Origin of the sequence: Thalassoroseus pseudoceratinae (assembly GCF_011634775.1) — a bacterium.
GTDB classification, from domain to species: domain Bacteria; phylum Planctomycetota; class Planctomycetia; order Planctomycetales; family Planctomycetaceae; genus Thalassoroseus; species Thalassoroseus pseudoceratinae.
The window spans coordinates 154478-177854 of sequence record NZ_JAALXT010000002.1 but is presented as its reverse complement, the minus strand read 5'-3'; the positions used below and the strand labels follow the sequence as shown (position 1 = coordinate 177854).

Genomic DNA, 23377 nt, shown 5'->3' with positions numbered 1-23377 from the left:
CGCGGATCGACAGGTTCACTCTCGGAATCAAAGACGAAATTCATGGCTGACACCACCGCTCATCACACGCCGTCCCCATCGCCGCTCAAGATGGGCATTCCGATTCCAAATTCCAAGCTGGGGATGTGGCTGTTCCTCGGTACGGAGATCATGTTTTTCACGGCGTTCATCGGGACGTACATCGTGTTGCGAATCGGGTCGCCAAACTGGCCGACTGATCCGAATGTGACGCACATCAAAGTGTTCTGGGGTGGTTTAAACACCTTCGTGTTGATCTTTTCCAGCTACCTGGTCGTGTTGGCTCATGAAGCTATGGTCGAGCGGGACTATGGGAAAGCCTGGAAACGGTTGCTGATCGTCTTTATCTGCGCTTGCGTGTTCCTCGGCATTAAGAGCTATGAATATTACGGGAAATTCGACCACGATATTCTTCCCGGTCATATCGCAGAAACCGATGAACAAGCTCTCTTGAAAGTTGTCTCCGAAGCACGATCCGCACTCGATGCTCGCACGAACGAACTGCTGCCAGATGGTGCCATCTACGATCGGCTGGAAAAAGAAGGTTTAACGCCGACGCAAATTGATACGCGAATTGCCAAGGCCGCTTTGCTCGATGCCAGCAACAAACGCAAAGACCTCGCCCAAGAACGGGGCCAGATTGAATCTCTTCGCGAGGAAATCAAGGTCTTCGAAGGTCGAGAAGCCGACCTTTCAGATGAAGAACTCAGCGAATACCAATTGAAACGAGAAGTTCTCGAGGAATCGGAATCGCGGGAGCCGGAGATTCGGCACTTGCTCGCGTTTGCCGAGGAAGTTCGTGTGCTCGAACTTCACGTTCAAGAGAATGTCTCGCTAGCCGTGCCGTTGGGAACGGAAGACGTCGCGTTGGTGACGAAAGACGGTAAACGTGTTGTGGGGCAACTCGATCCAAGCAACGAAGCCGATTCTGATGTCATCAAGGTCATCACCAAAGACGGCGAAACGGTGGAAGTTCCTCAAGCGGACATTTCGGAAGAGCAATCTGCCGGGCTGGCACCGGCCATTACTTTAGCGGAAGTCACGGAGCGTCTGCACAACTTACGCAACTTTGGGTTGGTCTCATACGGCGACGGCGAAGGCGAACCCAAGCAAGTTGTGGGAGCGTTGCAACTGCCCGGTGAGCAAGACAGCCACGGACACGGAACCGAATCCGCAGAACATGAAGAAGCCGAAGAGCACGCCAAAGCCAACATCGTTCGCATCGTGAAGGGTGAGGGCGGGCTTCCATTGCAAAGTCAGCAGGATGTCATTGAATTCCCCGAAGAGGAATACAGCGAAGTTTCCGTGGACCGCTGGTATGGCCCGATGATGGAGCACGTGCACGATCCGCATCCGATTGTTTATGGTAATCTGTTTGCCTCGATGTACTTTCTGATGACCGGTTTTCACGCGATTCACGTGATTGTTGGAATGATCCTCTTCGGGGCTGTATTGCTTCAAGGGTCTCGATTGAATGGGGCGTGGACGGACTGGGTCGAGAACAGTGGCCTGTACTGGCACTTCGTTGACCTCGTGTGGATTTTCCTCTTCCCGCTGCTGTATATTGTCTGATCGAATTTTCAGAGTGATTTTCGATTTCCCGAACCGATCATGGAATCGTGTTTCTTATGGCTAATACACAATCAGGTCACAAAGTTCACTACGGCTTGATCTTCTTCTTCTTGTGCATTTGCACGGCGTTGTCCTGGATTGCGGATGAGGCCAAGCAAAACGGCTGGCTGCAAAACTGGGTTTTGATCGCCGTCATCGTGCTCGCCATTGCCGTGGCGAAAGCCATGTTCGTGCTGACCTACTTCATGCACCTGAAGTTTGAAGGCAAATGGAAATTCATTTTGCTGGCCCCCACGACAGTCCTCGCCATTGGCTTGCCGTTGGCTCTGTTGCCGGACATCGGTCTGCACTACTACACGAACGTGGCCCCGCAAATCCAAGATGCCGCCGGCGAGACTCCAGAACCAACAACCGAACTCGAATCGTCCGAGCAGCACTGAAGACGTTGCGAGTATCTGGTTTCCTTTTGAGCTGACGACTTCCTGTGTCCGTCCCCAATTCCATTATCTCGGTTGAAGGGCTTGGTTTTCGCTACCCGAACACCGATTCGACCGCACTCGATGACGTTTCCTTTGCGGTCGCGGAGGGCGAGATTTTCGGTCTGCTCGGACCGAACGGTAGCGGAAAAACAACGCTCTTTCGGATGCTCTCCACACTGCTCCCCTTTTCCGCAGGGCAGGGTACTGTTTGCGGGTTCGATCTCGCGTCACAGACGAACCAAATTCGCAGAGCGATCGGCGTAACGTTTCAATCGCCGAGTTTGGACATCCAACTCACGGTGGCGGAAAACCTCGTTCATCAAGCCAGACTCTACGGACTCAATCGTCAGGCGACTCGGAATCGGGTCGACGAACTCTTAGAACGAATGCGATTGACCGATCGACGACGTGATCTCGTTTCCACATTGTCTGGGGGTTTGAAACGCCGCGTGGAGATTGCCAAAGGACTGATACACAAGCCGCGTGTGCTCTTGTTGGATGAACCAAGTACGGGTCTCGACCCCGGTGCTCGGCAGGATCTTTGGCGGTACTTGTCCGAGTTGGCGAGCGGCTCGTCACTCACCATTTTGGCGACGACTCATCTCATGGACGAAGCCGAACAGTGTGACCGGTTGGCAATTCTCAATCAGGGGCAATTGGTTGCAATCGGTTCGCCCGACGAGTTGCGGGCCTCAATCGGTGGTGACTGCCTGACAATCGAATGCGAACACCCGGAACGTCTCGCCAGTTCGCTGCGTGAGCGTTTCGAGATCGATTCCCAAGTGCTAACCGATTCCCTACGGATTTCGTCAGACGGTGGGCCACAGTTGTTCCAAACCATCATGGATGGTTGTCGAGATGAAATCACCAGCGTGACTTACGGCAAACCGACGCTCGAAGACGTATTTATCAGCCGAACGGGGCATCGGTTTTGGGAAGGAGGTCAAACCTCCTGATGAGTGCGACATCTGTTATCGACACCGAAAAAGAAAACCCGCCAACGGCGAAGTCTTCCACTTGGGTGGCGACGGGCACGTTGGTCCGCCGGGAATTGGTCCGGTTTCTGAGGCAACGATCGCGTGTGGTCGGGGCGTTGGGACAGCCAATCATCTTTTGGATTTTGTTCGGTGCGGGTCTACAAGGATCGTTCAAAACTCCAAGTTGGGTGCCCGACGGAGCAACACTTTCTTACCAGGAATATTTTCTGCCGGGCATCATTGCTTTGATCCTTCTCAATACCGCGATTTTTTCGACGGTCTCGATCATTGAAGATCGACGCGAAGGGTTCTTGCAAGGAGTGTTGGTTTCACCGGCCCCCCGGTTGGCCATTGTCCTGGGCAAGTTGATCGGTGGAACACTGCTTGCGGTTGGGCAGGTGCTGATTTTTCTGGCATTGGGGCCATTGATCGCATGGATCGGACTCGCACCGGCAATCCCGTGGTTACACAGTTTTCCGCAAGCGTTGGCGGTTCTGTGTTTTCTTACCACGATGGCACTTTCGATGACGGCTCTGGGCTATATCGTGGTTTGGCCGATGAGTAGCACGCAGGGCTTCCATGCGATCATGATGATTTTTCTGACGCCGATGTGGTTGCTGTCCGGTGCGTTTTTTCCCGGCGATGGCTCCGTCTGGTTGAGTTGGATCATCCGTCTGAACCCGATGACGTATGGTGTCGCGGGGTTGCGAAGATTGATGTCGCCCCATCTGGATTTGGCTGTCACCCCCACAATGCCGGGAATGCCGCTAAGTGTCGCGGTATCAATCGCGTTCGGTTTGGTTTGCGTTGGGGCGGCGGTGGTGCAAACGCATAGCCGGAACTCGCGGAACGTGCAATAATAGGGGCATCCCCGAAACTTCTGGGCGTTTCGATCCCACGGTATCGCGGTTTCGGACGTATCAAACGGAGTGGAACTGCCAACGTCATTTGCATGAGGACTGTCGATGCAGACAGATCAAAGTTTAGAACAAAGCACCACTCAACCCGACTCGCCCCAATCGAATTCCGCTGCACCGCAACGGTTTTGGTTTAAGATCGTGTCGTGGGTTCTGTTGCTGACCAGCGGTACATTTCTGGGGTGGGTTGTTGCAGAGTCGGCACGGCGAAATCGAGAACGGGTCAATCCGTTGGATGTCCTAAACGACAGACAACCGGAAACACCATCCGAATTGATTTGGCCCGAGGAGGGGGTTGCGGATTTCTCGTTGATCGATCAGGACGGGAATACGGTCACGCGTGACGATTTGCTCGGAACGCCGTGGGCCGTTGGTTTTGTCTTTACGCGGTGTGCCGGGCAATGTCTGAACTTGACGGCGGGCTTGAAGGACATGCAAGACCAACTCAAAGATACCGACGTTCGACTCGTTTCTCTGTCCGTCGATCCCAAGTTCGACACACCGGAAGTCCTCAAGAATTACGCCACCAACTTCGGGGCCGATCCAGAAAAGTGGTTGCACCTGACCGGCGATCAAGACGAGATCTATTCGCTGATTCAAAAGAGCTTTCTGATGCCGGTGCACGAAGAAACCGGCGAAAACCGCAAACCGGGTTTCGAGGTGTTGCACTCGCCCAACTTGCTGCATGTTGATGCCCGGGGGCGTGTCGTCGGGAAATTCAACGGATTGGTAGAAGACGAACGGAACGAACTTGTCAGCGCGTTGAAAGCCGAGGCCGAGAAAATCGCGAATTCGGGACCGATCATCACGGGACCGGTCCGACTGCCGGGGGTTGGTTCATTTGAACTCACCGAACGAAGCGGTCGTACCATTACCGAGAAAGACTTGCACGGCCAACCGTGGGCGGTTTGTTTCGTGTTTACACGCTGTGCCGGACCGTGCCTGAACATCACCGCAAAGATGGCTCAGTTGCAGGAACGGGTTGCCGATGATGACGTTCGACTCGTGACGATCACTGTCGATCCGACATACGACAAACCGAAGGTTCTGCAAAATTACGCGGACAACTTCGGTGCCGATCCGGAGAAGTGGTTGTTCCTCACCGGTGACAAATCCTATGTGTACCCGCTGCTGCGAAGTGCATTCCGACAAGGCGTTGTGGAACATACCGGGGAAGCCCGTCAACCCGGCTATGAAGTGTTCCATACCACCGACGTATTACACATCGACGCCGAGGGGAACATCGTCAAACGGTACAACGGTGCGAGTGACTCCGAAATGATGGAACTCGCCTTCGCCCTGCGAGACGAAGCCGAACGATTGCGTCACTCGCCGGTGCAACCGAAAACCTCCGGCCCCGCGATCGCCGAAGAACCCTAATACAATTTCGATCAATAACAGTGGGACTGAATTCGTGGACGTGCCTGAGTGGGTCAATTCCCTGCCGACCGTCAACGCCAGCCTGAATGGCTTGGCGACCGTGCTGCTTGCGGTCGGTTACGTACTGATTCGAAGTGGACGAGTGACGGCTCACAAGTGGACAATGCTCGGGTCGTTTGCCGTCTCGATTGTGTTCCTCGGGTGTTATCTGGTTTACCACTATTACATCGGTTCCAAGAAGTTCGCCGGGACCGGAGCGGTACGAACTGTCTATCTTTTGATTTTAGTCACGCACATCATTTTGGCGGCCGCGGTTCCGTTTCTTGCGAGCATCACGATCTATCGCGGACTCATGGGCCAATGGGAGAAACACCGCCGGATTGCAAGAATCACTTGGCCAATTTGGATGTATGTCTCGGTGACGGGTGTGATCATCTACTTTATGTTGTATCATTGGTACGGTACGTTGCCGTGAACGTCTAGGAAGGATTGCAAAGCATGTCCCGATTTCTCCGCAGCCTGATGCTGGCGTCCGCAATTCTGTTGAGCACCGTGGGTAGTGCGTCGGCATGTCCGATGTGCAAGGAAGCCAACAAGAAAGATTCCAAGCTGCCCCAGGCCTACATGTACAGCATCCTGTTCATGATGTCGATGCCGGTCCTCGTATTCACTGGCTTTGGAGTGACCTTGTATCGACTGCATCGCAATGCCCAAGCGGACCAACAAGCGGAAGCCGAATTCAACGATTGGCAAGAACCTTGGACGCCGGATGAGTAGTCGAACCGTTGACTGACGGCACCATTTGAGACCGTGCTCGAATCGAGAGCGGCCATGGATCTTACGCTCGAACAAGTCACCGAGATGGCCCCGGATAGCAATTCGGCGGCTGCCGGCAAGAAGCTGATGGCCCTCAAGAATTGGCCAGACGTGGGGCGTGATGACCACTCGCTTTGGGGGAAGTGCCAGGGCAGTAAGGTCTACCAGATTATGGTCGACCTCTCGAATCTCGGCTACAAATGCAACTGCCCCAGCCGTAAATTTCCCTGCAAGCACGTGTTGGGACTCTTGATGCTTACGGCGTCGTCGCCCGATGCCGTTGCCGAAGCAACCCGTCCCGAATGGGTCGACGATTGGCTCAAACAACGCCAAGCCCGAGCCGAGAAAAAAGCGGAAGTCGCAAGCACGCCCAAAAAGCCGGTTGACGAGAAAGCGAAGAAACGTCGAGCAGCCAAACGTGAGAAGTTAGTCACCGAAGGGCTGTCGCGTCTCGACTTGTGGATGAAGGATCTCGTGCGAACGGGGCTCGCGGGTGTCGAAGCCAAACCACACTCGTTTTGGGACGAGCAAGCCAAACGGTTGGTCGATTCACAAGCAGGCGGGCTGGCTTCTCGGGTGTCTCGTTGGGCGGAAATTCCCGGGTCTTCACGAGATTGGCCCAAGCAATTGCTCACCGAATTCGGTCGCGTCAAATTGCTTCTCAAAGCGTTTGAGCGAATCGAGCAGCTCACGCCTGAACTGCAAAGCGATGTGCGGCAGATCATCGGATGGAACATCGGCAAAGACGAGTTAAGTTCCGATGGAGAGAAAGTCGAAGACAGCTGGATCGTTGCTGGACAATGGATCGATGACGACGGACGGATTCGGTCGCAGCGGTCGTGGGTCTTCGGTCGCAAGACTGACCGCACGGCATTGGTGTTGCAGTTTGCCGTGGGCGGGCAACCGTTTGCGGAGTCCATCGTCCCCGGCACGGAGCAGGTCGGCACGCTGGTGTTCTATCCCGGTGCCAGCAAACAGCGGGCGAAATTCGTCAGTCGCGAAGGGGAATTGTTGTCTGTGCAATCCCGAGTTTCCGGTTCGGCAACCATCGACGAATTTCTTGGCACCGTCAGCGATGCACTTGCGACGCAACCCTGGTTAGATGCCTTTGGCTGCGTGTTGCACGATGTGACGTTGATCCCCGGAGATGAATGGACTCTCCGCGACCGCAACGGTGCGGGTCTGCCGGTGCGTGGACGCGATCACTGGAAGACATTGGCGGTCACGGGTGGCCATCCAGTCGATCTCGTGGGGGAATGGGACGGACATCAAATACGTTTGCTCAATGTTTTCAACGACCGGTTCCAACACCGTACGGATTGACGCATGGACGACCTCACCAAAGTTGCATTGGCGGGTACTTCGCGGGGCAGATTGTCATCGCAAACCTTGAATGATGGCTTGGGTGCGGAACTTGTGAGTCAGCTGGAAAGTGACTCCGAAGACACTCTGTTACTGCAAGCCGGCGTGCAAACGGTCTGTGAACAAGCGGGGCGAATTTCATCGCGTGAAGTGCAACCGATTTCACCAGCCCCAGCCGAATCGCGAAACTGCGGATCACGGCGGTTAGCGGGTCTGCTACAGAATGCATTCGCGACAAACTCCAAGGAACTGCTTGCCGAGTTTCTTCGACAGATGCAGGGCGGTGGGTTGGTGTTGCCACCGGACTTGCTGCCCACGGCTCTCGACGCCAGTGACGCCAACCTTCGCGAGCAATTGCTACCCGTTCTGGGAGAACGTGGAGTGTGGCTGAGTGAGTTCCGCCCCGAATGGAGTTGGGTCCGTACTGGCGTAGCGAGTTTGAGCGGTCGGGATCGGGACGTACTCCAAACCGAATGGGAGCACGGTACAATCCGCGAACGCTGCCAAGTTCTTCGAACCATTCGGCGAGCCGATCCGAGCGAAGGCCGCACATGGTTGGAATCGACATTCAGCCAAGAGAAAGCCGAGTTTCGTGCCCGGTTGCTAGGGGCGTTCGAACATGGACTGTCGGCGAACGACGAAGAATTTCTCGAAGCGGCTTTGGATGACCGCAGTACGCAAGTTCAATCCGTGGCGGCGTATCTTCTGTCCCAATTGACGGAATCAGCCTTCGCGACGCGGATGCACGAACGAGCCGAAGCCATGTTGTCGAAAACGCCCGACGCGGATCGGGAATGCGGTTTTCAGCTGGTGTGCAATCCGCCAGAAAAAATCGACAAGGCTTGGAAACGTGACGGTATTGCCAGCAAGCCACCAACGGGGCAGGGCAAGCGGGCCTATTGGACGCAGACCGTATTGGCAACGATTCCACCGTTACATTGGGTAACGCGGTTTGATTCCGCACCGGAGCACCTCATCCAAGCCACGCGGGGCGGGACGTTTGATCGTCCGATTCTCAAAGCCTGGACGACCGCGGCCGCTCGGTTTGTCGCAAGTGATCCGAAGTCCGGTGAATGGCTCACACCGTTGTGGAATTATTGGGCCGACCTCGCGGACCTGCTCAAAGGCAAAGGTCGTGAGGAAGCCTTCAGTCAATTGCACATCATTCTGCCCATCATGTCTGCCATGCAGATCGAGGAGACATTCGTCCCGTTCTTGCAAAAGACGGCGAAGAATCAAGCTCTTGAAATGACGGGACTACTCGGGTTCGTACCCCAGCCTTGGAGTGAGAAGCTGGGTCGCGCGTATCTGAACGCGGTCCGCCCGATCCTGAAAGCGTCGTCACGGAATTCGAGTTATCAGTGGAGCAATACGCTGTTCACAGCGGCCAAGGCGTTACCCCGCGAAGTCTTTGAGGAAGCCCTCGCGGGGTGGGAAGTCGCTGCGGCGGAATCGTCAGGATGGCATGCAAAAGCCATCGTCAAAGAGACCGAACGCTTTCAAGACATCATCCGCACGCGGCAGAGTTTCTACGAGGAAGTTCAAACCACGCCGTAGGCGAGCATGGCGTCGGCGACTTTGACGAAGCCGGCGATGTTGGCGCCGTCGACGTAGTTGACCCAGCTGTTGCCATCATTGCCGTATTGCACGCACTTCTCGTGGATGTCCCGCATGATTTCTTGAAGCTTCCCATCCACTTCGTCACGCGACCAACTGATCCGGAGTTGGTTTTGGCTTTGCTCCAAACCGGAGACCGCCACCCCGCCCGCGTTGGCGGCCTTCGCGGGACCGAAGAGAATCTTCGCTTTTAGGAACTCTTGGACGGCGTCGTACTCGCTGGGCATATTCGCCCCTTCGCAGACGACCTTCACGCCGTTCTTGAGCATCGTGCGGGCTTCGTCGGCGTTGATCTCGTTTTGAGTGGCACACGGGAACGCCACATCGGCTGGCACACCCCACGGACGTTGTTCGGCGTGGAATTCGGCTTTCGGATATTTCTTGACGTATTCGCTAATGCGTCCGCGTTGAACTTCTTTGAGGTGCTTGACGAAGGCGAGTTTATCTTCGTCGATACCGTCGGGATCGTATACGAATCCACCGGAATCGGAGAGTGTGAGCACCTTCGCTCCGAGTTCGGTCGCCTTCTGACACGCATAAGTGGCGACGTTGCCCGACCCGGAAATGATACAGGTCTTGCCTTTCAAGCTATCGCCGGTGTGTTCGAGCATGTGATTGCAGAAATAGACGCAGCCGAACCCGGTCGCTTCGGTTCGCACCAAACTGCCGCCGAATGCCAAACCTTTCCCCGTCAGAATGCCAGTGAAGCGGTTTCGCAATCGTTTATACATGCCGAACATGTAGCTGATTTCACGGGCACCGACACCGATATCGCCGGCGGGAACGTCGGTGTCTTCACCGATATGGCGATGCAATTCGACCATCAAACTTTGGCAGAACCGCATGACTTCGCGATCGCTTTTACCTTTCGGATTGAAGTTCGAGCCGCCTTTCCCGCCCCCCATGGGGAGACCGGTCAAACTGTTCTTGAAGGTTTGCTCGAAACCGAGAAACTTCAAGATGCTTTGATTGACCGACGGATGAAATCGCAAACCGCCTTTGTACGGCCCAATGGAATTATTGAACTGCACCCGCCAGGCCCGGTTCGCCCGAATGTTGCCTTCGTCGTCTTCCCAACTGACGCGGAAGATGATGATGCGATCCGGTTCGGTCATCCGTTCGAGAATTTGAGCTTTCTTGTAACTCGGATTGGCCATCACGAAGGGCATCACCGATTCGACGACCTCGTGAACCGCTTGGTGAAATTCGGTTTCATGCGGGTTCCGACGTTCCAACCCGTGCATGAAATGGTCAATTTCCTCACGTAATGAATGTGAGCTGGTCATGAAATCAATCCTTGAGAGTTTGGAAACCGATTGCGGAACACGCGGGAATAGGATGATAGACTGCCCTGTTTTTCGAATGTCGTCAAGGGAGAGCCTGAGAGAGTTCGTCTTGCTCCGATTTGGGGAAGTCGATATGGTTCCGCACCTCACGTCAAAAAAGTCTCAATTTCCCCTATCTTTCGCGGTGTTGACTGTTCCAGTCGCACTCTGAGATCCCTTGTCTTCACGTCTCGCGACACGGAGGTCGCCGGTATGAAATCCGCTTTGAAAACAGTATGGTCGCTGGGCGTTTTGCTTGGTGCCGGGATCATCTCGCTGACTGGCACGCTCTACGGTCAGGATTTCCGAATTTACACGCGTGTCTACAACGAAGCCTCGCCGAATCAGACCCGTGCGTCGGTGCTGGGGCGAAGTCTTTCGCTGTTCCATGCGGGAAAAGTTTACGACTACATCGAAAACGGCTCCGAGAGCGAAGTCATCATCTATGAACCGTCACAAGAACGGTTCGTCGTGTTGAATACCTCTCGAAACTTGGCCACGACGATTCACTTCGACGAAGTCGCTCACAAGATGCACTTGGCCCGGCAGGTCACGGAAAATCGAATTACCGAACTAGAAACGCAACAGCCGCCCGCGTCTCCGGATGTGCTGGATCAACTGCGGTTTCCGTTGGAAGCGAACCTCGTCGAGCACTTCGACGCCGAGCAAAATTTACTCACACTTTCCAGCCCACATCTGACGTACTCCGCCCGCTGCGTGGAAATTGAGAATCAAGAGGTCGTCGATTTCTACTTGGAATACGCTGACCAAATTGCTCAGCTGAATTACATCTTGCATCCCAATGCGTTGTATCCGAAACCGCGTTTGGAGCTTAATCGGCATTTGCGTCGGTTGGTACGATTACCGGTGGAAGTCCGATTGCGGTCGAGCATTGGAGTCGAAACACAATTGCGAGCCGAGCACCAAGTTCATTGGAAACTCGACGCCGGTGATCGCAGCTTGATTCATGAATGGGAATCCACCCTCAAAAGTGAGTTGACTAAAAATGTGCCGTTGAACGAATACCAACGAGCCTTGTTGATTAGCCAAACTTCCCGCCGTTAAACGTTTCCTGAATTGTCGGGTGTGTACGACATCGGCCTTGTCGTACCGACTGGATGCGATAGAGTAACCGCTGCGAACGATGGTGTTCGTCTCGCGTGGTCAATCCGTCCAGGGGATCGGTATGAGTTCAGGCAGTCAGTACCAGGAACGTCCGTTGGTCAAATCCAAGATCGTGGCAACGGTCGGTCCGGCGAGTCAGGAACCGAATCGTCTCCGCGAATTGGTTGAAGCCGGTGTCGACATCTTCCGGCTGAACTTCGCGCACGGGGAATACTCGCAGTTGGAACGGGTGGTGCAATCCATTCGGAGCATCTCCGAGGAACTCGAACGCCCCATTGGAATTCTGGGGGATTTATCCGGTCCCAAAATTCGGTTGGGCGAGCTTCCCGAGGATAGTATTGTTTGCCACGTTGGCGAGCATTTCCATTTCGTGCGGGATGAGAACATCGACGAACCGCACCACCTCACGTCGACCTATCCGCAGTTGATTGACGATCTCCGTAATGGTGATCGCGTCTTGCTTGCTGACGGCACCGTGGCGATGCGGGTCATCGGGAAACACATTGATGAAGGTCGCGTGGCCTGCGTGGTGGAAAACCCCGGTTTGATTCGTTCGCGTCAGGGGATCAATCTGCCGGGAGCCACGCTGAGTGCCCCATGTTTGACGGAGAAAGACCTCGAAGATTTAGCGTGGGCTGTCAAGCATGAGTTGGATTTCATCGGATTGAGTTTCGTCCGCAGCGCGAATGATCTGCAACAGCTCAAACGCAAGATCGAAGAATTCAAACCAACCGTCGTGCCGAGCGTGGTCGCCAAGATCGAAAAGATGGAGGCCGTCAGCGATCTCGATGCGATTCTCGATCTCACCGATGCGGTGATGGTGGCCCGTGGGGATCTCGGTGTGGAAGTCGAGATCGCACACGTCCCGGCGATGCAGAAGCAAATCATTCAGCTATGTAATCGGCATCGGATTCCGGTCATCACAGCAACACAGATGCTCGACAGCATGCAGGAAAATGAACGCCCCACGCGGGCTGAAGCCAGCGATGTCGCCAACGCAATTCTCGACGGCAGCGATGCGGTCATGCTCTCCGGTGAAACGGCGATCGGCAAACATCCGGTGGCTTCGGTCTCGATGATGAGCAGAATTGCAATCGAAGCAGAACGTCTCGTCCAACCGAACCCGAGTATCGACACCGACAGCCAGCCGAGTTCGCGGGCCACACTCGTGAGCGAAGCCGTCACCCTCGGAGCCGGTGCCGCCGCTGGACATCTCGAAGCGGACTTGATCGTGGTGGCGACGCATTCCGGGAAGACGGCAATGGCGTTGTCGAAGCAACGCGGACAGGTTCCGATTCTTGCCCTGACAGATTGCGAATCCGCCGCACGACGGATGTGTCTGTACTGGGGAATTCAGTCCATTCACACGCCCATCGTGAAAGAACCGCCGCAAACGGTTCTGAATTTTGTGATCGATTGGGGGCGGAAAAACAACATCCTCACCCGCGGGAGTCGTGTGGTCCTCGTGACCAGTTCGAATTGGGCGAAGGCACAGGAAGGCAAAGACTCTATGCTCGTGCACGCGATTCCATAACGGGATGCCCGACACTTGAGTCATTGCATCGGAGATTTGGTTTCCATCGCCGCCGTCACTCGGTGTGGGCGGCGCGTTGCAGACGATCGTTGAGGGCTCGACCGAGACCTTCACTCGGAAATGAGTCCGCCACGATTCCGTCGAGTTCCAACGCGTCGAGTCGACGCAGTGCCGCGAAGAAATTGGCGGCGGCCTCGACGAGATCGCCAGTCGACGAAAGCACCTCGACATTGCTCCAACCATCGCGAGAGCTTGGTTCCCGAAACGCAAGCAGGCCCAACTTCCGTGATGGGTCGGGTGGTGTGACGGATTCGCGAATTTGTAGCGGTGTGCCTGGTGCGTAATGGCTGGGCAACATCCCTGGTGCCGACGGATGAGTTTCGGCGGCCGACGAAGGCAACGCGACCGGCCCAATGACGTCTTCCAATGCTTCCACGGTCACACCACCGGGACGCAGTAAAGTCGGCGGATTCGTCGAGACATCGAGCACCGTCGATTCCACACCGACTCGGCAGGGCCCACCGTCGAAAATGTAGTCGATCTTCGTGCCAAGTTGTTCGGCGACGTGGTCCGCACGGGTCGGACTGATGCGTCCAAAGGGGTTGGCACTTGGGGCGGCAATCGGTTTCCCAGCGGCCGCGATCAACGCCCGTGCTTGCGGATGTTCCGGAATTCGCACCGCAACCGTCGGCAAGCCAGACGTGACCAAGTCCGGCACGTTTGGTTTTTTCGGCAAGACCAACGTCAAGGGTCCCGGCCAGAACACCGCCGCCAGTTGTTCGACCAATGAGTTTTCCACGTCGGCAACGGTAGAGAGTTGCTCGTAATCCGCGAGGTGGACAATCAGCGGATCGAATTTCGGACGCTCTTTGACAGCAAAGACACGAGAGACCGCATGCGGATTCAATGCGTCCGCGCCCAAGCCGTAAACGGTTTCGGTGCCGAACGCGACAACGCCTCCGTTGGCCAACAATTGCGCCGCTCGTTCTACATCCGTACCGACCGGACAGATTGCCGACGTTGATTCCGTGTTAGACGACATCGAGAATCAGGCAGGTGATGTTGTCTTTCGACCCGCCTTCCTGAGCAGATTCAACGGCAGTTTGAGCAGCGGTCTGCGGATCGGGATTCTGCGTCAGAATCTCCACGAGTTGGCTATCTGGAACACCATCGGTCACGCCGTCCGAACACATAAGGAACCGATCGCCCGGTTTCGGTTCGAGTTCTTTCGCCTCGGTGCCGTTGCTGCCTTCCTTCGTTCCCAAGTACCGATAGAGAACGTTTCGATAGCGGTGTGTTTTGGCATCTTCCGCGGTGATGGTACCGGCCCGGCGGAGGGCTTCGGTCAACGAGTGGTCTTCGGTGAGTTGCTCCAGCTTGCCGTCACGGAAGAGATAAATTCGACTATCACCGACACCAGCGGCAAACAAGCGTTGACCGACTCGGACGACCAAAGTGATCGTGGTGCCCATGTTGTGAAAAGCCGGCTCGACTTTCCCCAGGGCCATGATTTCATCGTTGGCATAGGCGACGGCTTCGTCGATCGCCCGACAAACCTCTTCAGATTCACCGCTCTGAAAATCGATGAGTTGCTCGAATTTCTCGGAGATCAATTCGGTCGCTAACTCGCTGGCTTTTTCACCGGCCGATTGCCCCCCCATTCCATCGGCCACGAGGAAATAGCGTCCCTCGGGATCGACGAAACCTCGATCTTCGTTATTGTCACGGAAATTGCCGGTGATGCTGACAAATCCGCTGCGAATTTCAATCATGGCGACTGCCGGATCTGCAACAGAACTTTATTCGATAATGACGACAACCTCGGAATGAGGTCAAGCCGATTGGTTTGCACGTCCTTAACCATTTTTTCAGGAAGTGAACCCTGGAAACATTATCGCATCCGATGCAGGAAACGCAACATCAGACACGCCCAGGATTTTCAATCATCAATCCCGCTTGGAAAAGCCGAGTTCGGTGGGTAGCAATGTTTGTACTAAGTCGTGCACTCCCAGAGCCGTCGAAGTAATGAACAACTCCCCGGCCACGAATCCGGCGGTGGTGCCAAGATGGTGGGCTCGGCTTTCCACCATGCGGAAGACACGTTCCTTCTCAGGGGGAAATTGCGTGCGATACGCCCGGACCGACTCCAGTTTCAAATCCAAGGTTTCAGAGATATCCATGACGAACTGTCCGCTGCCTTCGGTTCGTTCGAGCGAATGAAAACCGAGCGGATACCAAATCATTTTCGGAATCGTGTGCACGGGCAAGCCGTCGAAGTGTTCGTCCCATTTCGTCAAGCGTGAATAGAACACGGCGGCGTCGGTGATCTGCATGGCTTGCCAATGGTCGGGAGAGGCCATCGGTGTTTTTTCCGCAATGCCCATTACGATCTTCGGACGATACCGACGGAACACCTTGGCCAACTCACATCGGGATTCGAAGTTATCGAACAACCGCCGGTTGGGAAGTTCCAGAGTGTGTCGCACCTGGATGCCAAGAATCCGAGCGGCTTCCTTGGCTTCTTGCAGTCGAACTTCGGGACCGGGCGAAAGGGGTGTCGGTTCGCCATCGGTCAGATCGACAATCCCCACGCGATAGCCTTGCTGCACGAGTCGGGCCAATGTGCCCCCGACGGCAATTTCCACATCATCCGGATGCGCACCGACAGCGATCACGTCCAATGGTTCCGGAAGTTCGGAGGTTGAAACGGAATCGGTCATGCCTGGTCGTCCTCAAATGTGGAGATCAATTTTGCGACTCGGTGCGGATGCGTAATGTGCGGCAACTGACCGCTGGTATTCAACTTTTCGGAACTTACGTTCGGCAACAATTCCCGAAGTTCCTCCTGATGGGCTTCGAGCACACTGCCGTCACCTTCGGTCCGGATCACGAGAACGGGTTGTTGGATCTGAGGCAGGAGCGCGCGGAAGTTGTGTCGGTGGGCCCAACGTGCCCGTTGTCCCAGCACACGAACCGGGGTTTCACCGCTGTTCTCCAGATAGAACGGCCAACGAACTTGATCAAACGGCGGAAACCACGATCGATGGTTTTGCCGAGCGACAGCTTCACGACCGGGAAGCGATGTGATGCGTCCGGGGCAGATATTCGCTCCCAGCGCGAGTGCTCGTTCGGCCAACGACAACCGCCATTGAGCAAATCCCCCTTGCACGACCGCTCCCTGAACTCGGTCGGGCAATGACGTGAGGAGCTGCCAAGTCGGAAGACTCCCGAACGAAGACGCGTAGATCGTCCACGTGTCGTCACCCAGTTCGTCCGCAATCGTGGCCAGACTGCTCGCCCAATCGCGCGGTGAAGGCAGTTTGGCGGGATGCTCGAACGTCACGCAGCGAAAGTCGTCTTTCAAGAGGTATGTCAGAAAAGCGAATTGATCCGTCGTGCCCAGAAAACCGCCCAGGAAATAGACTGACGGACCATGCCCCCAGATCTTCCCGGTCCATTTCTGTCCGCCGGACGTCACCGTCCAAGGCTCCGCTTTCGACCGGAATTCGTTCAACACCTCGCCCGTCGAGAGCGGTGTGGGACACGGCTCGCCGACAGCGTCGTTGAGAGTTTCGGAGGTCGAATCAACCGTCATATTTTGAACCAATTGCTACAGGGAAACTGTTTCCGCGACGGGTTTCGTCCTCAGTTTACAGGATGAAACCCATCGTCCCAAGCGACGGGTCGGGGCAAACATTGGATTTGTCGATCATTGCCGAAACGCAGCCGATGACGTTACACTGAATCAACTTTGACCGCTCGATGGTCATCACCTCACCCTGCATGACTTTGCTAAAGGCAACTGAATGGCTGTAAGCTCCCTCGTGTACGCTAGTCGGGCAACACGCGATTTTACTTCTGAAGACCTCAACGGCTTGGCCGCACGTGCGAGCAGGAAGAACAAAGGTTTGCGAGTGACGGGTTATCTCTGTCATCAAAAGGGAATTTTCTTTCAATACATCGAAGGTCCAACCGCCGAGTTATCGGCCTTAATCAAATCCATCCGCAACGACGACCGACACGATATCTTCAATGAGATTGATCTCGGACGGATCGACGATCGGAAGTTCCCAGATTGGAACATGCGAAGCATCGACAGTACGAGTTTGCAAATGATTCAGATGGAAGACATCTTGCGTCAAGTGCTGGAAAATATGGCCGAGCGGAATTACGGCCTCGAACGACTTCGCAATTTGGTGCTTCCCATGGTCGCCAAAATCTCGGAACGTCAAGCGATGCTCAGTGGTCAAGCAGGATAGTAGGCATCCGTGTCGATCATGACGCAGATTTTCCACGCCGATGGCAGACGCCATTTCCAACGAAGTTTGCTACAATCTCGGAACTAATCATTCGATGAACTTCGCAGGAGAATTGACCGTGACGAGTTGGAAAATCTGGATGCTCACTGGTGTCGTTTGGATGACCTCGGTCGCCGGAGCAAACGCCGCCGACCCACTCAACGAACTAACCAAAGAAGAACGCCAAGCCGGTTGGGAATTGCTGTTCAACGGTGAAGACTACACCGGCTGGATGTGCAACAACGGAAAAGAAATCGCCTCGCCGATCGAAGATCACGCGATGGTTCCCTACAAATCGGGAGGGTATCTGATTATCCACAAGGAACCCGTGAGCGATTTCATTCTGAAATGCGACGTCAAAATGCCCGAGCAATGCAACAGCGGTATTTTCTTCCGAGTCGCGGACCCGAAAGACCCCGTTCAAACCGGGTTTGAAATGCAAGTCATGAGTGGCAAGGGAACCGGTTATCACGATTTCGGTGCCGTCTACGATCTCGCGAAGCCCGCCCTCAACGCTGCCAGTCCCACTGGTGAGTGGACAGCGATCAAGCTCATCTGCAAAGGACCGCACGTTCAGGTCATCGTGAATGGCAAAGTGACCACGGAAACCGATCTTTCCAAATTCACGGAAGTCGGCAAGCGTCCCGATGGTTCGAAGCACAAGTTCACCAAACACGGAAAACCCGTCTCCGAATGGCCTCACAAGGGGTATGTCGGGTTCCAAGACCACGGCCACCCGGTCTGGTATCGCAATGTGAAACTGCTCGATCTCACAGAGCACCCAGCGCCCAATGCGGGTAAATAATCGCCCCTCGATACTTCGATAGCACGGTGCGAATCGACCGCAACCGTGCTATTTTCTTGTCGTCAATTGCGGAATCCTTCGGAAAATCGAGAAGCAACTCGGCCTTCGCGAGCCGTTTGCAGTCCGAATTCTCGGAGTTTTCTGGCAATTTGTTCCAAATTCTCAGGGTGAAAGCCGACTTCTAAGGGCTTTCACCAATTTGAAGGGGTATCTGTAGATTGAATGGAAGGAGCCGCATATCGAACACACTCGCGAGCTTGTCCGATTCTGAGATGACCTTTCACGTTTCCATGCCAAATTTTAGTATACAATGCTGGTATGGTCCTTTTGCTGCTCGCCACCCTTTCTTGAACGGATCTCATTCCGTTTCCCGGAAACATGAGCCACACAAAAGAGTTCCTGAACCAACTCGTTCAGCTCGGTGTGCTATCAGTCCCAGATGTTAATCTGGACGATGAGACTGCGCTCAAAACGCTCGTGGCTGAGCTGCGAATGCATCAACGCATCACGGATTTTCAACGCTCCGTGATCCTAGGTCAAAAACAAGAACCGCTCATCCTGGGTGATCGCTATCTCCTGTGCGATTATGTCGGCGGTGGCGGAATGGGGTTGGTCTACCAAGCGTTCGATTGCCGAGTCGAGCGAACCGTCGCCATCAAGATGTTGCGGAACGTCGAGAATCTCGGCGAACGCGGGCTGGAACGGTTTAACCGTGAAATCATCGCATTGGGACGACTGAATCACCCGAACATCATCACCGCCTACGACGCGGGCGAGCACGAAGGTTCGCCGTTCTTGGTGATGGAATTGGTGGAAGGACGTGACCTCGGCGCATTGGTCGCCGACAACGGCCCGCTGTCCGTTCAGGGCGCATTGCGAATGACCATCGAAGCCGCCGTCGGCTTGGGGTATGCTCATCGGAAAGGCGTCATTCACCGAGACATCAAACCTTCCAACTTGATGCTGGAACTCGCCGATGACGAAGACGATTATTCACGACGATTGCAGACGGTCAAGATTTTGGACCTCGGACTGGCACGGGTCGGTTCCAAACGGGATGTGGTCGGTGAAGAAAGACCGGAAGCCAGCCTGACCGTTGTGAACACGACAATGGGAACTGTGGACTACATGGCTCCCGAACAGGCATCGAATGCGAAAATGGCGGATCATCGGTCCGACATTTACAGTCTCGGTTGCACGTTGCATTACCTGCTGACCGGGCGCCCGATGTTTGAAACCGACAATTTCATGGCGGCGATGCTGGCTCATGTGCAGAAGCCGATTCCCTCGCTGCGGATCGACCGACCGGATGTCCCCCCGGAATTGGATGCAGTCTTCGCCAAGATGGTCGCCAAGGAGCCAGACGATCGGTTCCAAACGTGGTCAGCGCTCATTAGAGCCTTGGAGCACTTCGTTGCCCGGTCCGATTCCACCTCATTTCCTAATGTCGATGAACTCATCCGGGGGAAACGCAACGACCCCATATCGTCTTATGCCCCAGGGATGGAATCTCAAGACGAGCCAACACAGGAGCTCCCGACTTCCGGATCGGCCCTGGAAGGCGAAGTCTTTGAAGCATCGAGCGGTTCGCGTTCCGGGGCATCGGTTGTTGAAGACACCAACAATCGTACCGGTGACGATAGCATCCCGGATCGAGGTGTTCCGTCACAATCGACGATCACGACTTCCCCAACAAGTCCTCATTTGCTGATCGGGATCGCAGCGGCGGCCGGTGTCCTCGCAGTGCTGGCGGCTTTGGTGTTTGTCTCTCCCCAAGAAACACCGGGAACGGCTCTTCAACTGGCAACGCGAATCGGTGAGGACTTCGATGCCAACGTCCTCACCGCCGTCAACAAACGCGGTCAAGAGACGCAACCCGAAAAAGGAAACAACGTTCCCAAACCTGGAATTCCAGAAGTTCAACAACCGCGATACACATACCCCGCCAAAGACGCAAAAATTCAAAAACTCGCGGTCACAGCGGTCTATTCCTTGTACTACTTCGATCGGATTGAACTCTCCATTAGCGATCTCGTACGAGACAAACACGGCATCGACGTGCCGGACATTCGCATTCCGTTCCGACTCATCAGCCCAAACGAAGGGTTCAACGACAGTTTCTACATGATGGAAACCGAAGTTTGGAACGATGTATTCGCAGAGTTTGCGACGCACAACGAAGACGCAATGACGGACAACAAAGCTTGGCGACTGGGGGCCACGGTGGAAGGGGTCCCGCTGGGCATCACGAACAACGGCCGACTGCCAGTCTTTCAGGTCCACCACCTCGATGCGTTTCGATTTGCGAATTGGATCGGCGGGCGACTTCCCACGAAGAAAGAGTGGAACATCGCTGCGGGAAGTGAAATCGAAAATCCCCCCACGGCAGGTCCGTTTCAAAACCCGAGCGATGGTCGGGAACTCGACATTGCGATCAACCGTCCAGGTGTCGGCCCGATGTCCGTTGGACAGGCAATTGACGATGTTAGCGTGTATGGCATTCGCGACATGACCGGAAACGGCGCGGAGTTCACATGCACCGGAATCGACACCAACAGTTTCGACTTGGCCGCAGCGACCTACGACAAAGGAATTCCTCCACAAACGGAGGACCTGTATTTTGTTCTTCGGGGTAGCCATTACCTCGCGGAAGACCTCTGGAACTTCACCGAAGCCTCGCGTGACGGTCCCACATGGAATGGCTCCGCGAACTACATCACGTTCCGCGTGATTATGGAGATGCAGTAGACGCCAAACGAAAACCGGCCGCTCGGTCAAGACAACCGAACGGCCGGCCAGGGAAGACAGATCAAGCAGTCTTCGTCAGATTTCTTGTTGAAACCGTTTTCTGCCTCGTGATGGTCTGGGACAACGAGCTTCCCAAACCCACCACCGACACAGACCATCGGAATCCGGTTTAGCGGAAGACGTTGAGGATCACGCTGAACTCACCGTCGAACGTCCGGTCGAATTCGCCATCACGCAACGGCACGTTGTAACCGGTGGTCAACAGCATGTTGCTGCCGATCAGCGTGTGAGCACCGACGGAGAGGTCGAGAATATCGACCCGGTTGCCAATGTTCCCAATGCGAGGACTTTGCTCGAACTGACGTTGGGTTCCATCGGCATTGAAGGTATCGCCGCGAATTGGCTCGGATGCCACGTTGATGATGTCCGCATCGTTGAGCGTGGTCGTGTAGTGAAGTTCCAACAGCGATGCGAGACCGGTGACGTACTTCGCACACGGATCACGATAGTGCCAGTATCCACCACCAAGGTCGAGGTGCATGAGAACTTGGTCGTCGATTTCACCGCTTTGGGAATTCGAGAACTGCTCGAAGTTCTCGGACGCACCGGGAAGCACACCTTGAAGGTCAACATCGCGTTCGGTGTATGTCCAGCTGCTGGAGTTCACAGGAACATCCAACTGCCAGAAACCGTTGAAGTACCACCGATTCGTGGGCACGGCTGTGAAGGCCATGAACGGTGACACCCCCCAGGTTTCGTTCTCGATGTCGAACGTGCGAACACGTTGGTCGATCGCCAGCGGGAACACACCTTGCAAGATCGCCAAGTTCTGGGAGGGTGCTGCCGAGCCATCGGGATTGAAGATCGCGAAGGTCAGGTCGGAGCCGGTTCCGAGGTAACGATTGAATGCGAAATCATCCACGCTGAAGTCGGTGACTCGCACGTTGAGATCCGGTCCGGTCGGTGCAGTCACACCTAGACCACCGGAAACGGTCCAACGACGATCAGCACTTTGGTAAAGAATTCCCTTCAGGATCAACTGAATGTCTTGGAATTCAACGTCGTCAAACCCCAGAGTTTGCCCCGGAGTAGCATTGATTCCGGGACGAATGTCATTCGCGTTGATGGCCCCAAAGTTCGTGCTGATATCCGGTGAGCCACTAAGCTGTCCCGAAACCAAGTCCAGATCGGAAGACAACGTATCCGCGAACGGAACACGCACGGCAACCGACGCCAATCCATCAAACAACGTCTTTTCGAGATCGAACGTGTAAAGGTGAACGTCGTAGGACTTCGAAGCCGGTCCCACTTGTTGGATGGGCTGATCCGAGGTCGCAACGAAATTCGAGCTACCGATGGACTGAATCACGTTGTCAATTGACGCTTGGCTGGCACCAACTGCGTCACCGACGGCTTGAACCGGAACTCCAAACTCCGATTGTGTGTCTCCCGTGAAACCGAGGCCGTCAACATCCAGTGCGTTTCGGAAGTACTGGTATCGGAACGACAAACGATCGACCGGGATGGCGAGGTTGTTCTCGGCGACTTTCGTGTTCCGGAAGTTAACCGTTCCCGATTGGTTCGCAGCGGCCAGGTCGCCCGAGAGCAGGTATTGGAACGTGATTCCGCGGTATGCACGGAGCAAGTTTCCTTGCATCGGCGGTGCGGCGTTGAAGGCCACTTCATTGCCACCGGCGGCCAAACCGGTATCGAAGGACAAATCCAACGGTTGCTGGGCTGGCGGTTGTGCAGCGGGTGGTTGTGCTACCGGAGGCGTCACCGGGTCAGGCGTGGTCGGTGGTGCGACCGGCGGTGTCATTGGATCTTGCGTTGACGGAGTCGGCGGGACCATGGGGTCTTGGGGTGTCGGCGGCGTGACCGGTGGAACCGAAGGGTCCATCGTCGATGGTGGAATCGTGCTTGGCATCTCGGTTCCCGGCATCATTTCTTGACCGGGTTGAGTCGGGACAACGTGCGGATGGTAAACCGGCGGTGTGGCACATTTGTGGCCCACCTGCGAAACATGACCCGTCGCATTCGTCGGATACGGGTTATACGGTTTCCAACCGGAAGGCAATTGTTGGGCGGAAGCCCCTCCCGCTGTCACGAACATCCCGAACGCGGCAGCCGCCGACCATCGGGTGAATTGTTTTGAAAATGGCATCATGCCGAACTCCTGTCGAACGACCATGTTCTGAGTGATTGACGGGCGATTCCGATCATGCCGTTTTCGCCACTATTGTCACTCAATCGGTCTGGCCGATCCGATCGATTGTGACAAAATAAGCGTTCATGTGGACCAGTGGACAAAGTCGGTCCGGTTGTAACGGTTGTGACTTTGATCACTACCGAACAGTTCAACAGATCCCAAGTTCCTCCCATCACATAAAAAAAACGTGAAGAG

20 protein-coding genes are annotated in these 23377 nt (G+C 55.1%); 14 read left to right on the top strand and 6 right to left on the bottom strand.

Translation table 11 applies throughout. From position 1 onward, the window contains the following. Positions 1-42 precede the first annotated feature (42 nt). The 9 genes from G6R38_RS27980 (at position 43) to G6R38_RS06260 (ending at position 9078) form a co-directional block, all read left to right on the top strand. Positions 43-1590, top strand: coding sequence for a cytochrome c oxidase subunit 3 (locus tag G6R38_RS27980; RefSeq protein ID WP_240928094.1), 1548 nt, complete (start codon positions 43-45; stop codon positions 1588-1590). A 56-nt stretch (positions 1591-1646) separates the two neighbouring features. Then, positions 1647-2030, top strand: a complete 384-nt coding sequence (locus G6R38_RS06295; RefSeq protein WP_166821599.1) for a cytochrome C oxidase subunit IV family protein — start codon at positions 1647-1649, stop codon at positions 2028-2030. 44 nt (positions 2031-2074) lie between these two features. Beyond that, complete coding sequence (locus tag G6R38_RS06290) at positions 2075-3025, top strand: ABC transporter ATP-binding protein (protein WP_240928093.1); 951 nt, start codon at positions 2075-2077, stop codon at positions 3023-3025. Next, the gene (locus G6R38_RS06285; RefSeq protein WP_166821596.1) at positions 3025-3906 is read left to right on the top strand and encodes an ABC transporter permease; all 882 of its coding nucleotides are present in this window, start codon (positions 3025-3027) and stop codon (positions 3904-3906) included. Before G6R38_RS06290 ends, G6R38_RS06285 begins: the two co-directional genes overlap by 1 nt. 105 nt (positions 3907-4011) lie before the next feature. Next, positions 4012-5343: an SCO family protein gene (locus G6R38_RS06280; protein WP_166821593.1), complete on the top strand. Its 1332-nt coding sequence runs from the start codon at positions 4012-4014 to the stop codon at positions 5341-5343. 34 nt (positions 5344-5377) lie between these two features. Then, on the top strand, positions 5378-5818 hold the full coding sequence (locus G6R38_RS06275) for a DUF420 domain-containing protein (RefSeq protein WP_166821590.1): 441 nt from the start codon (positions 5378-5380) through the stop codon (positions 5816-5818). Between the two features lie 23 nt (positions 5819-5841). After that, complete coding sequence (locus G6R38_RS06270) at positions 5842-6120, top strand: hypothetical protein (protein WP_166821587.1); 279 nt, start codon at positions 5842-5844, stop codon at positions 6118-6120. 54 nt (positions 6121-6174) lie between these two features. Next, positions 6175-7482 carry an SWIM zinc finger family protein gene (locus tag G6R38_RS06265; protein WP_166821584.1) on the top strand — a complete coding sequence of 436 codons (1308 nt, stop codon included), beginning with the start codon at positions 6175-6177 and terminating at the stop codon, positions 7480-7482. A gap of 3 nt (positions 7483-7485) precedes the next feature. Continuing rightward, positions 7486-9078: a DUF5691 domain-containing protein gene (locus tag G6R38_RS06260; RefSeq protein WP_166821581.1), complete on the top strand. Its 1593-nt coding sequence runs from the start codon at positions 7486-7488 to the stop codon at positions 9076-9078. Here the strand turns inward: G6R38_RS06260 and gdhA are convergent. Then, the gene (gene gdhA / locus G6R38_RS06255) at positions 9063-10424 is read right to left on the bottom strand and encodes an NADP-specific glutamate dehydrogenase (RefSeq protein ID WP_166821577.1); all 1362 of its coding nucleotides are present in this window, start codon (positions 10422-10424) and stop codon (positions 9063-9065) included. The genes G6R38_RS06260 and gdhA overlap by 16 nt on opposite strands. 252 nt (positions 10425-10676) lie before the next feature. On the opposite strand from gdhA, the gene G6R38_RS06250 reads away from it, so the two are divergent. Together G6R38_RS06250 and pyk are read left to right on the top strand one after the other, a co-directional pair. Next, positions 10677-11528: a hypothetical protein gene (locus G6R38_RS06250; protein WP_166821574.1), complete on the top strand. Its 852-nt coding sequence runs from the start codon at positions 10677-10679 to the stop codon at positions 11526-11528. A 121-nt stretch (positions 11529-11649) separates the two neighbouring features. Then, positions 11650-13122, top strand: coding sequence for a pyruvate kinase (gene pyk / locus G6R38_RS06245; RefSeq protein WP_166821570.1), 1473 nt, complete (start codon positions 11650-11652; stop codon positions 13120-13122). 55 nt (positions 13123-13177) lie between these two features. Here the strand turns inward: pyk and G6R38_RS06240 are convergent, their stop codons facing one another. From G6R38_RS06240 to G6R38_RS06225, 4 genes are all read right to left on the bottom strand, one after another. Continuing rightward, on the bottom strand, positions 13178-14164 hold the full coding sequence (locus G6R38_RS06240) for an L-threonylcarbamoyladenylate synthase (protein WP_166821566.1): 987 nt from the start codon (positions 14162-14164) through the stop codon (positions 13178-13180). Further along, complete coding sequence (locus G6R38_RS06235) at positions 14154-14894, bottom strand: PP2C family protein-serine/threonine phosphatase (RefSeq protein ID WP_166821563.1); 741 nt, start codon at positions 14892-14894, stop codon at positions 14154-14156. The genes G6R38_RS06240 and G6R38_RS06235 overlap by 11 nt, the downstream gene beginning before the upstream one ends. A 174-nt stretch (positions 14895-15068) precedes the next feature. Next, the gene (locus tag G6R38_RS06230; RefSeq protein WP_166821559.1) at positions 15069-15842 is read right to left on the bottom strand and encodes a PIG-L family deacetylase; all 774 of its coding nucleotides are present in this window, start codon (positions 15840-15842) and stop codon (positions 15069-15071) included. Continuing rightward, positions 15839-16717: an alpha/beta fold hydrolase gene (locus tag G6R38_RS06225; RefSeq protein ID WP_166821557.1), complete on the bottom strand. Its 879-nt coding sequence runs from the start codon at positions 16715-16717 to the stop codon at positions 15839-15841. Before G6R38_RS06225 ends, G6R38_RS06230 begins: the two co-directional genes overlap by 4 nt. Positions 16718-16928: 211 nt before the next feature. Here G6R38_RS06225 and G6R38_RS06220 point away from each other — a divergent pair, with 211 nt between their 5' ends. The 3 genes from G6R38_RS06220 to G6R38_RS06210 all read left to right on the top strand — a co-directional run bounded on the left by G6R38_RS06220 (position 16929) and on the right by G6R38_RS06210 (position 20973). After that, the gene (locus G6R38_RS06220; protein ID WP_166821554.1) at positions 16929-17381 is read left to right on the top strand and encodes a BLUF domain-containing protein; all 453 of its coding nucleotides are present in this window, start codon (positions 16929-16931) and stop codon (positions 17379-17381) included. Between the two features lie 118 nt (positions 17382-17499). Further along, positions 17500-18225 (top strand): 3-keto-disaccharide hydrolase, encoded by a 726-nt coding sequence (locus tag G6R38_RS06215; protein ID WP_166821551.1) that lies wholly within the window; start codon positions 17500-17502, stop codon positions 18223-18225. A 378-nt stretch (positions 18226-18603) separates the two neighbouring features. Further along, on the top strand, positions 18604-20973 hold the full coding sequence (locus G6R38_RS06210) for a bifunctional serine/threonine-protein kinase/formylglycine-generating enzyme family protein (RefSeq protein WP_166821548.1): 2370 nt from the start codon (positions 18604-18606) through the stop codon (positions 20971-20973). 169 nt (positions 20974-21142) lie between these two features. Here G6R38_RS06210 and G6R38_RS06205 read toward each other — a convergent pair whose 3' ends face one another. Further along, positions 21143-23140 (bottom strand): hypothetical protein, encoded by a 1998-nt coding sequence (locus G6R38_RS06205; RefSeq protein WP_166821545.1) that lies wholly within the window; start codon positions 23138-23140, stop codon positions 21143-21145. Positions 23141-23377: the final 237 nt, after the last annotated feature.